The organism is Clostridium tarantellae, assembly GCF_009295725.1.
Lineage (GTDB): Bacteria > Bacillota > Clostridia > Clostridiales > Clostridiaceae > Sarcina > Sarcina tarantellae.
In genome coordinates this window covers 1-13,700 of sequence record NZ_WHJC01000075.1, presented here as the reverse complement: position 1 = coordinate 13,700, position 13,700 = coordinate 1, and the positions used below count along the sequence as shown (strand labels likewise).

Annotated in this window: 10 protein-coding genes and 1 riboswitch; of the genes, 3 read left to right on the top strand and 7 right to left on the bottom strand. The window is 25.4% G+C overall.

Features of this window, described 5'->3' with window-relative positions:
- Nucleotides 1–83: 83 nt before the first annotated feature.
- Nucleotides 84–1,412 carry an NCS2 family permease gene (locus GBZ86_RS07075; RefSeq protein WP_207707428.1) on the bottom strand — a complete coding sequence of 443 codons (1,329 nt, stop codon included), beginning with the start codon at nt 1,410–1,412 and terminating at the stop codon, nt 84–86.
- Nucleotides 1,413–1,503: 91 nt separating this feature from the next.
- Nucleotides 1,504–1,605: riboswitch (purine riboswitch) on the bottom strand.
- Nucleotides 1,606–1,977: 372 nt separating this feature from the next.
- Here GBZ86_RS07075 and GBZ86_RS07070 point away from each other — a divergent pair.
- The 3 genes from GBZ86_RS07070 to GBZ86_RS07060 all read left to right on the top strand — a co-directional run bounded on the left by GBZ86_RS07070 (nt 1,978) and on the right by GBZ86_RS07060 (nt 5,389).
- Nucleotides 1,978–2,244, top strand: coding sequence for a metal-sensing transcriptional repressor (locus tag GBZ86_RS07070; protein WP_152889108.1), 267 nt, complete (start codon nt 1,978–1,980; stop codon nt 2,242–2,244).
- Between the two features lie 49 nt (nt 2,245–2,293).
- Nucleotides 2,294–4,732, top strand: a complete 2,439-nt coding sequence (locus tag GBZ86_RS07065) for a heavy metal translocating P-type ATPase (protein ID WP_152889106.1) — start codon at nt 2,294–2,296, stop codon at nt 4,730–4,732.
- Nucleotides 4,733–5,014: 282 nt separating this feature from the next.
- Nucleotides 5,015–5,389: a hypothetical protein gene (locus GBZ86_RS07060; RefSeq protein WP_152889105.1), complete on the top strand. Its 375-nt coding sequence runs from the start codon at nt 5,015–5,017 to the stop codon at nt 5,387–5,389.
- 361 nt (nt 5,390–5,750) lie between these two features.
- Here GBZ86_RS07060 and GBZ86_RS07055 read toward each other — a convergent pair whose 3' ends face one another.
- The 6 genes from GBZ86_RS07055 to GBZ86_RS07030 all read right to left on the bottom strand — a co-directional run bounded on the left by GBZ86_RS07055 (nt 5,751) and on the right by GBZ86_RS07030 (nt 13,550).
- Complete coding sequence (locus GBZ86_RS07055) at nt 5,751–7,772, bottom strand: NEAT domain-containing protein (protein ID WP_152889103.1); 2,022 nt, start codon at nt 7,770–7,772, stop codon at nt 5,751–5,753.
- Between the two features lie 37 nt (nt 7,773–7,809).
- Nucleotides 7,810–8,208, bottom strand: coding sequence for a YbaN family protein (locus GBZ86_RS07050; protein WP_152889101.1), 399 nt, complete (start codon nt 8,206–8,208; stop codon nt 7,810–7,812).
- A gap of 70 nt (nt 8,209–8,278) precedes the next feature.
- Entirely contained in the window at nt 8,279–8,572 is a 294-nt protein-coding gene (locus GBZ86_RS07045; protein ID WP_152889099.1) for a nitrous oxide-stimulated promoter family protein, read from the bottom strand.
- A gap of 131 nt (nt 8,573–8,703) precedes the next feature.
- Nucleotides 8,704–10,380 (bottom strand): amino acid ABC transporter ATP-binding/permease protein, encoded by a 1,677-nt coding sequence (locus GBZ86_RS07040; RefSeq protein WP_152889097.1) that lies wholly within the window; start codon nt 10,378–10,380, stop codon nt 8,704–8,706.
- 1 nt (nt 10,381) lies between these two features.
- Nucleotides 10,382–12,184 carry an ABC transporter ATP-binding protein/permease gene (locus tag GBZ86_RS07035; protein ID WP_152889096.1) on the bottom strand — a complete coding sequence of 601 codons (1,803 nt, stop codon included), beginning with the start codon at nt 12,182–12,184 and terminating at the stop codon, nt 10,382–10,384.
- A gap of 169 nt (nt 12,185–12,353) precedes the next feature.
- Complete coding sequence (locus tag GBZ86_RS07030) at nt 12,354–13,550, bottom strand: PucR family transcriptional regulator (protein WP_152889094.1); 1,197 nt, start codon at nt 13,548–13,550, stop codon at nt 12,354–12,356.
- Between the last annotated feature and the right edge of the window lie 150 nt (nt 13,551–13,700).

Here is a 13,700-nt window from a genome sequence, read left to right as displayed (position 1 = left end):
GTAGTATTAGAGTTTATTATTCTTTTACTGAAATATTTTATACTCTAAATTACTACTTTTTTATTAATGATTTATATGTTATTTTATCCTATAAAAAGATTCATAACACAAAGTAATCCTATAACCCAAAGTGCTGGACTTATTTTTTTTGTTTCCTTAGCTACAATATGCATCATTATATATGATATAAACCCAAAACATAATCCTGTACTTATACTATAAGTTAAAGGCATAAATAATATTGTTATAAATGCTGGTACAGCTATTTTAATATCATGAAAATCTATATTCTTTATATTAGTAAACATAAATACTCCTACCATAACTAAAGCTGCTGAAGCTGCATAAGAAGGTACTATACTCAATAATGGTGTAAATATAAGTGTTAGTATAAATAATCCTGCTGTTACTATTGATGATAATCCTGTTCTAGCGCCTGCTGCTATTCCTGATGCTGATTCTGCATATGTTGTAACTGTACTTGTTCCTAATACGGCACCAATCATTGTAGATGCAACATCTGCATATAACATTTTGCCCATACCCTTTATTTTACCATTTTTATCTTCCATACCTATACTCTTACAGCATCCTATAAGTACTGCTAATGAATCAAATAAATCTACAAACATAAATGAAAATATTGGTCCAATTAATGAGAACTTTAATGCTCCTATTATATCAAGCTTAAATGCAACTGGTGCTATACTTGGTGGTGCTGAAATTATACTTGATGGTAATTGAACCAATCCAAATAATATTGATATAACTGTTGTTATAACTATACTTATTAAAATTCCACCTTTTACTTTCTTATACTCTAATATTGCCATTAATGCTAAAGTTAAAAGTGCTATTACTACTGTTGGTGTAAATTCTCCTAATCCTACTAATGTAGCTGGATCAGCAACTACTACCCCCATTCCTTGTAACCCTACAAATGAAAGGAAAAGACCAATTCCTGAAGCCGCTGCTAAACCTAATGATTTTGGAATAGCATTAGCTATAGCTTCTCTTAATCCTGCAAGAGCTAAAATTAAAAATACACACCCCGATATAAATACTACACCTAAAGCTTGTTGCCAAGATATTCCTTCTCCTATAACTAAAGAATAAGTAAAAAATGCATTAAGTCCCATTCCTGGTGCTAGTGCAAATGGTGCATTAGCCATAAATGCAAATATTAATGTTCCAATAGCAGAAGCTATTATTGTTACTGTTATTAATGCTGTTTTATCCATTCCTGCATCTGCTAATATAGAAGGATTAACTAATACTATGTATGCCATTGTTAAAAATGTTGTAACGCCACCTATAATTTCTGTTTTTAGACTTGAGCCTCTTTCACTATATTTAAAAGTTTTATCCAAAAAATTTTTAGATTGTCTCATATTTTCTCTTGTAGCAATCATTTTTACCCCTCCAAAAATTCATTTATAAGTTAAAAGGATATGTATTCTATTACTATTGAACAGAATACATATCCTTTAAGCTTATTAAGCTAAAAATATATCTTCTATCCATAGTAAACTCATTTAAGGTGAGTTTGTAGAAACTTTTGGACCTTATTTCCAAAACTATATGAATATTCCTTTAACTTACAGCTTTATTATATATCAAAGTCGTATGATAATCAATAGTTTTTTATTAATATTCGTATAATTTAAATATAAATAATTCGTTATGCAACGAATTATTTATATTTTTTTGTCATTAGTTTATCTTATATGATTTTCTAATTTTGTAAATATACCATATTATTCTTATTTTAAAGCATTTATTTTAATTGCAAAACTTATAATTTACTAAATACATTTATTAACAAAAAAACTTTTTTATGACTTTAATAATAACTATTATTAATTTATACTCTACACTTTTAGTAAATTCCTAAAAAAAGTAATATTGACTTTTAATATATAAATAGTATAATCAAACCAACCCCCATACCAGGGGGGTATATTAGGAGGTTTTGCAATGAATACTGAAAAAAATAAAGCTATTCAAACATTAAAAACATCTAAAGGACAAATAGAAGGAATTATAAAAATGATTGAAAATGAACGCTATTGTATTGATATATCTCATCAAATTACGGCTGTTCAATCTTTATTAAAAAAGGCAAATTTGCTTATTTTAAAACAACATTTAAATCACTGTGTTAAAGATGCTTTTATAAATAATTGTGGAGAAGAAAAAATAAATGAAGTAATGGAAACTTTGGAGAAAATTATTTCTAAATAGTTACTCTCATTTATAAATAAAAGAATTTAAATAGAAAGGAGTTTTTATTATGAAAGAAAAAAAATTAAAAATAACAGGAATGAGTTGTGCCTCTTGTGCTAATAGAATTGAAAAAGTTGTTAAAAAAATTGATGGAGTAGAAGATGCCAATGTAAATTTTGCAACTGAAACTCTTAATGTAAAATTTAATGATTCTAAGATTTCTGATGAAACTATAACTAATGCTGTGAAAAAAGCTGGTTATGGTATCTTGAAAAATCTTAAAACTCTTAACTTTAAAATTAAAGGTATGAGTTGTGCTTCCTGTGCTAATAGACTTGAAAAAATAATAAAAAAATTAGATGGTGTTAATGATGCTGTAGTTAACTTTGCTACTGAACAATTAAATGTAACATTAGATGAAAATACTATATCATACAATGATATAAAAAATGCAGTTGAAAAAGCTGGTTTTAAAATAATTAATGAAATTTCTTCAACTAATACTTCAATGGATAATAATAAAAATAAAGAAATAAAAAGCTTATGGCATAGATTTTTATTTTCTTTTATATTTACCCTTCCTCTTTTAATTGTTTCTATGGGGCATATGATAGGTATGCCTTTACCTAAAATTATAGATCCTATGATAAATCCTATTAATTTTGCTTTAATACAACTTATATTAACAATACCTGTATTAATAGTTGGTTATAAGTTTTATATTATTGGTATCAAAAATTTATTTACTTTTAGTCCAAATATGGATTCTTTAATTGCACTTGGTACTTTAGCTGCTTTTTTATATAGTTTATTTGGTATTTCTAAAATTTATGAGGGCCATATTGAATTTGCTATGCACTTATATTTTGAGTCCGCTGCAACTATTTTAACTCTTATAACTTTAGGTAAATACTTTGAAGCTGTTTCAAAAGGTAAAACTTCTGAAGCAATAAAACATTTAATGGGATTAGCACCCAAAACTGCTAATATTATTAGAGACAATAAAGAATTTTCTATTCCTATTGAACAGGTTATAGTTGGTGATATTATTATTGTTAAACCTGGTGAAAAATTACCTGTAGATGGTGAAGTTATTGAAGGTGCTACTTCCATAGATGAATCTATGTTAACAGGTGAAAGTATTCCCGTAGAAAAAATTATAGGAAGTAAAGTAATCGGTGCTAGCATAAACAAAACTGGTTTTATAAAATATAAAGCAACTAAAGTTGGTAAAGACACTGCTTTATCTCAAATTATAAAACTTGTTGAGGATGCTCAAAGCTCAAAAGCTCCTATTGCTAAATTAGCAGATGTTATTTCTTCTTATTTTGTTCCTACGGTTATTATATTAGCAATTATATCAGCTATTAGTTGGAAATTTGCTGGAGAAAGTAATGCTTTTGTATTAACTATATTTATATCTGTACTTGTTATAGCTTGTCCTTGTGCTTTAGGATTAGCTACTCCAACAGCTATTATGGTAGGTACAGGAAAAGGAGCTGAAAATGGTATACTAATCAAAAGTGGTGAGGCTTTAGAAAATGCTTATAAAATTAATACTGTAATATTTGATAAAACAGGTACAGTTACAGAAGGAAAACCTAAAGTTACAGATATAATAGTAGATGATATTTCTGAAGATGAAATATTAACTTTAGCTGCTAGTGGTGAAAAAGGATCTGAACATCCTCTTGGAGATGCTATTGTTAAATTTGCTAATGAAAAAAATTTATCTCTTAAAAATGTTGATAAATTTCTTGCTATTCCTGGTTACGGTATAGAAGTTATAATTGAAGATAAAAACATATTATTAGGAAATAAAAAATTAATGAAGGATAACCATTTAGATATGATTTTATTTGAAGAGGCTTCAAATAAATTAGCTAATGAAGGTAAAACTCCTATGTATGTTGCTATAGATGGAACTATTAAAGGAATTATTGCTGTAGCTGATACTGTTAAACCAAGTAGCAAAACCGCTGTAGAAAAATTACATACTATGGGTATTAAGGTAGCTATGATTACTGGTGATAATACTAAAACTGCTAATGCCATCGGAAAACAAGTTGGTATTGATATGGTATTAGCTGATGTATTACCTGAGGATAAAGCTAATGAAGTTAAAAAACTTCAGTCAAAAGGTAGAAAAGTTGCTATGGTTGGTGATGGTATAAATGATGCTCCTGCTTTAGCACAAGCTGATATTGGAATAGCTATTGGTTCTGGAACAGATGTAGCTATTGAAGTCGCTGATATTGTACTTATGAAAAGTGATTTAATGGAGGTTCCTACTGCTATAAAATTAAGTAAAGCAACTATTAAAAATGTAAAAGAAAATTTATTTTGGGCTTTTGGATATAACGTTCTAGGTATTCCTATTGCTATGGGGGTTCTTCACATATTTGGAGGTCCATTATTAAACCCAATGATAGCCGCTGCTGCTATGAGTTTAAGCTCTGTATCAGTTCTATTAAATGCTCTAAGACTTAAAAGATTTAAAGCTTAGTTTTAAATCTACCTCAACTACAGGTTTACAAACTATATTTATAAATAACAATGGGAAGTATTGATTACAGATAAATTAAATTATTACTTTTAGCCTTTGTAGGTTTTTAAAGTAATAATTATATTATATGACTCAATACTTCTTAAATTATTTATCTTAAATTTCAGTATTACTTTAATTTTAAGATAAAAAAACACTACTTTAAGACAAAAATGAAAATTCTGTATTTATATATGTTATATTTTAAATATGCTATACATAAATAAGAAAGGATTTTTAAATATGAAAAATATAAAATTAACTTTTGCATACATTTTTACTCTTTTAACTTGTTTATTAAATGCTTTAATGATATTTGTTATTAGAAAAGGTAATGAAAATATATTATCTAATTATTTCGTAATAGCTATTACTTTAATTGCTTTTGGTATTTATAAATTTGCATTTAAAACATCTCAAAAGAAAAAAGCAAAATTAGAATTTTATGGTATATTTTATATGTTTTTTCTATCTTTAATGAGATTTATTAATAGATTAACTGTGATTCCTGATATGATTAATTTATTTAGTGTACTTATTTTTATAATTATAGGTACATCTTTTCTATTCATTGCTATGAAAAGAATACACTCTAAAAATGAAACTATAAATAAATAAGGAGATCTAAATTATTATGCTTATGAAAAAAAAACTTACAATATTAAATTCTATTATAAGTTTATCTATACTAATATGGTTTTTTACTGATTTTATGATTAATAAAAAAACTAATGCTATATTCATAACTTTTCTTATTTTATTAGTATTTATTAATATGATAATTAATAAATATTTGAAGGTTTAAGTTTTATAAAATTTATTTAAGCCCAAAGGATATGATAATCATTATTGAAGGTTGCTTGAGTTATAACTTTCATAGCATATAAAGACTTAAACTTATAACTCAATCCTTTATAGTTAATGATTACCATTCCTCATTATAAATAAAAGCATAAATTTCAACTTAATATATAGTTTATCATTTTGCTCTTCTCTTTCTTCTAATTATTAAATAAATTATTCCTGATAACATTCCTAAAGAAATTGTAGTGAATAAAGATGTTATCATTGCTATTTTTAAAACACTTACAGGTTTATTATTACTGTTATTTAAAAGAGATTGTAACAATACTGTATTATCTATTTTATTTTCCTTTGAACCAGCTGTTCCTTCTTCTATAAGAGTCATGGTATCTTCCTTTAGAGAAATTCCAAAATCAATATTTAATTTTACTGGTTTTATAAATATATAAACTTTTATTTCATCACTTATATTATTTATAGGAAATCTAAATGCTTTTATATTATTTTCTTCATCATCTAAAACCAATTCATAATCAACTAATTCACCATTCACTTTAATTTTAAAATTATCCATAGCATTAGTTCCTGAAAATTTAATAGTTAAATAAAATTTTCCATCTACCTCTTCTAAAATGCTAATTTCATCTAAATATTTTCTAGCCATTTTTCTTCCCATAGAACTATCACTAATTACTTCATTATTAATAGTATACTTTTTAAAATATTCTTTTACTTCTATGGATTTATTTGAATTACTATTTTCACTTTTATTATTGTTTTTTTTCTCTCTATCTGATTCTCCTGATAATTTGCTTAAAGCTCCTAAACTATTAGAATTTCCTAAAGGCTTATCTACTTGCTCTTGACTTATAACTTCCAATGTGTTTTCTAAAAGCTGTACTCCAAAAGATATATTTCTTTCTATCATATTAATAAAAGATTGTACTGTTATTTTTGAAGATAAAGATGGTACTTCAAATTTTATATCCATAGTATTATTTTTTTCATCTTTTCTTATAACATCATATTTAACTTCTTTTCCATTTACTAATATTTTAATATTGCTCATTAAATTAGTTTGACTAAATCCTAAGGTTATATATGTTTTTCCATTTTTAACTTCTATATAGCTTATTTCATTTATAGAATCTCTAGCAGCATCATGTCCTATTTCACTATCACTTATTATTTTATTTTTTATCTTATATGTTCCATTTTTATACTGATTATGTTCATTGGGATTTTTATCTGGTGTGGTTTCTGGATTAGTATTAGGTTTGTCTCCTGATTCATTTCCATCTGTTGGAGGGTTAGGAATCTCTCCTGTGTTATTATCATTATCTGTATCTGGTTTATTATTTTCTACTTTTTTTAATGTTTCCTCTTTTAGTACTAACCTAAATTGTACATTCATACTACCTAAAATTTTAGTAGATACTACTACACTATCCTTTAAAGAAGATATATTAAATCCTACTTTTAACATATCACCTTTATCTTCAATTATTTTCAAATCAATATCTTCTCCATTAACCTGTACTTTATGATTTGACATCATAGATTTACCTGTAAATTTTAATATTAACATCTTTTGTCCATTTTCAACTTTTAAATGACTATTCTTATCTAAATATTTCCTAGCCATAGATTCTTCATCCTTATCTATATGAAGAGCATCATTTTGAATTTCATATATACCATCCTTAATATTATCTTCTTCATTTTCATTAGGATCTTTCTCTAAGGTATTTTTATTTAATTTAACCCTAAAATCTACAGGCATTGTTCCAAAAATTTTAGCTGATATAATTATATTGCTTTCTACACTTTTAATAGGAAGTGTTACTATTAGCTTATCATTTTCTTTTTCCTTCATAGTATATTCAACTGGTTTATCATCTACTTTAATAATAATATTTTTCATTATAGATTTACCTATAAAATTTAAGGTTAATTTTATATCTTTTTCTTTTATTTCTAACATGCTTTCTTCATTTAAATATTTTCTGGCCATAGATTCTTCATCTTTGTCCACCTTAAATACATCATTTTTTATAATATATTTTCCATTTGTTAACCCCTCATCAATAGTAACTTCCATTTGTCTTTCTTTATAATCCTGTGCTAAAACATCTAGTGGTAATACCCCTATCAACATAGTAGCACTCATTAACATAGCTAAAACCTTACTTCTCATATCTTTTCCCCTTTTATTTTAATAATTTTATTTTTTATTATTTTGCAATAACATTATTTTTACAAACTTTTATTGTTTTAATTCTAAAAATAAAATAATATAACTTAAATAATATTACTAGTACTAGCACAGTTCTCATGATATTGTTATCTACCATAATTAAAGGAATAGCTATCATAGTATCTGCTACTGTTAGAATTACTATTTTTTGCTTTAATGTCATAGCTCTTTCTTTTACAAAGCTTTCTAAATGTTTTTTATAAACTTTAGTTCCTTTAAACCAATTATCAAACTTTTTTGATCCCCTTACAAAACAAAAGGATGCTAAAAGTAAAAATGGTGTAGTTGGAAGCATAGGTAGTATAACTCCAATCATTCCTAATGCTAATGCTATCATTCCTAAAGATACATATAAAATTTTACTAATATTTTTCATAAATAAACTCTCCTTTTTTTAATTTACTTGAAACTCATAAGTTGTTAACATTTCTATAGTTTTATTAGTTTTAATAAAAACAATGTTTTATAAGCTCTATTGGATTATAAATAATTAGTCTAGGACCTGAAAATTTCATAACCTTTTTAATTTTATCTTTCATATCTTTCTTATAACAATGAATTGTACATTTAGCACAAGTGCTCTTATTATTTCCAAACTTACAATAACTCAATCTCTTAAGTGAATATTCTAAAAGCTGAGAACACTCATCACAAAGATTATCCTTACAATTATGTTTTTTTTTACAATATATTCTTATCATTAACTCAATTGTTCGTTTTTCTCTTTCTATTCGCTCCATTTAAATTCTCCCCTTTAGTACTTATTATCTATTGAAAACTATTATCATCAAACTTTTTAAATTTAGAGGATTAATTTTTATTAATCCTCTATTTTTATATTAAAAATTTTTAAATATAATCTTTTATTTAATTAACCAACTTCCTCAACTAATTTTTGATTTTTTAGATTTAGTACTTTATTACAAATGGCTGTAGTTGACTTTCTATGAGATATAAGAATTATAGTTTTATCATCACAATTCTCTTTTATTGCCTTTAATATTTCACCTTCATTTAAAGTATCTAAATTACTTGTAGGCTCATCTAGTATTAAAACCTCTCCATCACTTAAAAAGGCTCTAGCAAGTCCAATTCTTTGCTTTTCTCCTGAAGATAAATTACCCCCTAACTCTCCAACTTTAGTATCATATCCATTAGGTAAACTTTCTATAAAATTGTGTATAGATGCTTTTTTTGCTGCTTCTATAACCTGTTTTCTTGTAGCATTGCTATTACCAATCTTAATATTTTCTTCTATAGATTTATTAAATAAGTATGTTTCCTGACTAACTAAGGTTTGATTTGCCCTTATTGATTTTGTTGGTAATTCTTTTATATTTTTTTTGTCTATTAATATTTTTCCACTATTAACATCCCAAAATCTCATTATTAATTTAATAAAAGTACTTTTTCCAATACCGCTTTCCCCTATTAAAGCAACTTTTTCACCTTTATTTATAGTTATTGATGTATTATCAAATATTTTTTCTTTTCTATTAGGATATAAAAATGTCACATCTTCATATTTAATCTCATCACCATTAACTAATTCATCTCCTAAAACTTCCTGTACATGTGGCTTTTCATCTAATAAGTTGAATATTCTTTCTGCACAAGCAAAAGTATGTAGTAAATTATTAGATAAATTACTTAAAGCAACCACCGGGCCAAAAGAAGATGCTATAATAACTATTGATATTATCATCCAGGGAAAAGATATAATCCCCTTAGAATATAATATAAATCCTATTACTAAAAAACTTAATATTCCTAACATTATAGTTAAATCAGTAACAGCTCTTATTATTCCTTCATGATGTTTTATTTTATATAATCTTTTATTTAACCTTTCAGAATTGTTATTAATTTTTTTTAATCTTTCTTGTCCATTATTAAATAACAAAACTTCTTTTAATCCTCTTAACGAATCTAGTATATATGAATTACTTTCTCCAAAAATATTTCTATACTCTACTCCATCTTTTTTAGCTACTGAAGATGAAGCATATGGTATTACTAAACCAACTATTATGAAAAATATAGCTGAAACAACTCCAAACCATGGATTAATAATAAAAAGTAGTATTGATATTATTGTATTAGTTATTATAGCTATACTTATTGGTGCTATAGTATGTGCATAAAAAACTTCTAATAACTCTATATCAGAAGTTATTAATGAAATTAAGTTTCCTTTTTCTTTTCCCTCTAGTTTAGCAGGTGCTAATCTTCTTAAAACTGTAAAAATTTTATCCCTTAATATAACTAATATTTTAAATGCTATATAATGCCCTGATAATTGTTCTAAATATCTAAGTAACCCTCTCATTACTGCACATATTCCCATTATCATAATTGCTGTTTTAAAAGTTACAAACATAGTTTTATCAATTAATGCTCCAAGAGCTACAGCTCCGAAAGTTGCTATGGATATAGCAGCTAAAAACCCTAAAACTCCCATAGTTATAGTAACTATCATTACTGGGATTAGTGGCTTTAATTCTACTATTAGTCTTTTCATTATTTGAAAACCTGATTTTCTCTTCATATTAAACCACCTCCCTTACATCTTCTAGTTCTAATTGTTTATTTACCATTATATAATACTCCCCTTGAGCATCATATAATTGTTCATGATTACCATTCTCAACCAAAACACCTTTTTTCATTACGTAAATATTTTTTGCATCTACTATATTAGCTAATCTATGTGATATAACTAAAATAGTTTTTTCCTTTGAAAGTTCATAAATTGCCTTCCAAATATCTTCTTCACTTTCTACATCTATATTAGAAGTTGCTTCATCAAATATAATCATACTTCTTTTAGCCAAAATTACTCTAGCTAAAGCTAACCTTTGTTTTTGTCCTCCTGAAAGTAGACTTCCACCTTCTCCTACTTTCGTATTTAATCCATCCTTTAATGATTTAACAAAATCATAAAGTCTAGCAGTTTTTAATGCTTCTTTTATCTCTTTATCTGTTGCATTGATATTTCCCATTAAAAGATTATTTAAAATAGTTCCATTAAATATGTAACTATTAGTTGAAACTAATGATATTTTTTCATATAAAGAATCTTGTGATAAATTTTCTATATTAACTCCATTTAAAGTAATTTCACCTTTATTAACACTATAATTATTTAAAATTAATGAAGCTATAGTGCTCTTTCCACTACCACTTTCACCAACTATAGCCACAACTCCTCCTGGAGTTATATCCATACTTACTTTTGAAATCACTTCTCTTTTTCCATCATAACTAAAACTAATATATTTTAATTTTACAGTAGTCTCATTGAATTTTTTATTACTAATATCTATAATATTTTTTTCTTTTTCTTCACTATCTAATAAATTAAATATTTTATCTGAAGCTGCCATTCCATTCATAGCTATATGGAAAAAAGATCCTAATAATCTAAGTGGTATAAAGAATTCAGATGAAAGTAATATTATAATTAAAAGTCCTCCAACTGAAATTTGTCCATTTTTAAATTCATATAAAGCTACAATAGTTCCTAAAGCTGCGCCTCCAAAAGCTATTAAATCCATAACATTTATAGAATTAAGCTGCATACTTAAAACTTTCATTGTTATTTTTCTAAAATTTTCTGCTTCTTCATTCATTTTTTTATGCTTTTCTTCATCTTTATCAAATACTTTTAAAGTAGTTAAGCCTTGTAGATTCTCTAGGAATGCATCTCCTAAATTTGAGTAACTATTCCAATAATCCTTTAATATTCTTTTAGCAATCTTCATTATTGCTATAATGGATAATGGTATTAAAGGTACACAAAGCATAAATACTAAGGCAACTTTAAATGATATAAAAGATAAGAAAATAAATAGTGTAATAGGAGCTAACATAGAATAAAAAAATTGTGGTAAATATTTACCAAAATAAACCTCTAAAGCTTCTACTCCTTCTACCGTAACTTGTACTATTGTAGATGTACTTTCAGTATTGCTATAATTAACACCTAACTTTAATAATTTTTTATATATAAGTTCTCTTAAAGTTACTCTTGCATTAGCTGAAGCTAAATAAGAAAACTTTCCATATAAAATATTACTAAAATATCTAATTATTAATAAGGCAATTATTATTGCTACAGCTCCTAATAAAGAAATGCTTTCTGTAACTTTAAAATCAGACATTGATGATATTACTTTACTTGCAGATGTAATAACTACTTGTTCTCCTAAATACAATTTATTAATAAATTGTCCTATTAAAAACACTATTAATATATTACATAAAATAGATATCCAACTAACCAAAACTGTTAGTCCAATATACTTTTTTGATTCTTCACATAAACCAATAAGCCTTTTGTTTATCATCATAATTATAACCCCTCCTAGCATATTGAAAACTATTATCATTAATATAATATATATAATGATAATAGTTTTCAATATCATTACAAGGAGTTATAATGATTTACAACCCAAAATTATCCTATTTTCACAATAATTCTAATTTTTTCTATAGACTTTAATATTTTATTTAAATTTATTCTTGTGAAGCTAAATAATTAGAAATCATTATAGCATTAAGTAATTCTAATCTATCCATTGGGTCCTCTAAATCTTTATTTAAGATATTCTTTATTTTATTTAGCCTATAAATTAATGTATTTCTATGTATAAACATTACCTGTGATGTTTTTATTAAATTACAATTATTAAATAAATATTGAGTTATAGTATGTAAAAATTTAGTATTATTAACTTTATCATATGCTATAAGTTCACCTAAAATATCATCATGATATGACTTTACTTCCTCCAAATTATCTATTTCAAATAACAATCTATAAATACCAAGCTTTGAATATTCTATTATTCTTTCTTTCATACCACTTTCTTTATATAATTTTAAAGCTTTCATAGCTTCTTCATAGCTTTTTTTTGCATGATAAATATCCATATAGATTCTTCCTAAACTTAAATATATATCTAACTCAGTATACTTCTTTACTAATATTTCTTTTATAACCTTCATATATTCTATATCATTTTTAGCTTCCTCATTATCTTTACTACTTATTAAACATATTATATTATCACCATGTAATAAAGAAAAAATAATAATATTATTATCTTTGCAAAGGTTGTCAATAGTTGTTTGCATATAATCTTGTTTTGATGACATGTTATCTGTATAATTATGCTTTATATTAAATACACCAATAAAAAAAGTTTCATTAATGTTAATTCTATGCATATCAACTAAATCATTAACATTAATTCTACTATTGTAGTGATCTGAAAATAAAAGTTTTCCTAAAAAGCTACTTTCTTTTCTTTTTTCTGATTCTTTTAATATTATATAATTTGCTATATGTTTAGTAACATCTATAAGTTTTATCTGCCAAGGCATTTCAAAGAGAGGAAAGTTTGCATTATTAGCAACCTCTATAAGTTCCTTAGGAATACTTTTTATATAAGTACTTCCTGTTAAAATAACTAATCCTGATAAATTTTTTAATACACATTCTTTCAATAACTCTATTAAATTTTTAGTACTTACATTCATACCCATTCCAGTTATAAATAAAAGTTCTCCTCCATGTACCCATTCTGATACTGAATTAGTTTGTCCTACATATGGCCAAGAAACGTTTCTATTTAATCCATCTTTCCCTGCTACCAATTTTATATCTTTAAAAAAACTAAGTTCTATTAAATCTTCACATTTTACAATCATAAAATACCTCTCATAAAAAAAATGTTAGTGTAAAGTTTCTACACTACTTTTCTTTTTAAAATCTTTATATATCAAGGTTTCGAAAGTTTTTTTGCATAAAAAAACAACGACCCCCTAATTTCATGTTAAAATTGAATCTCAAAACCACAA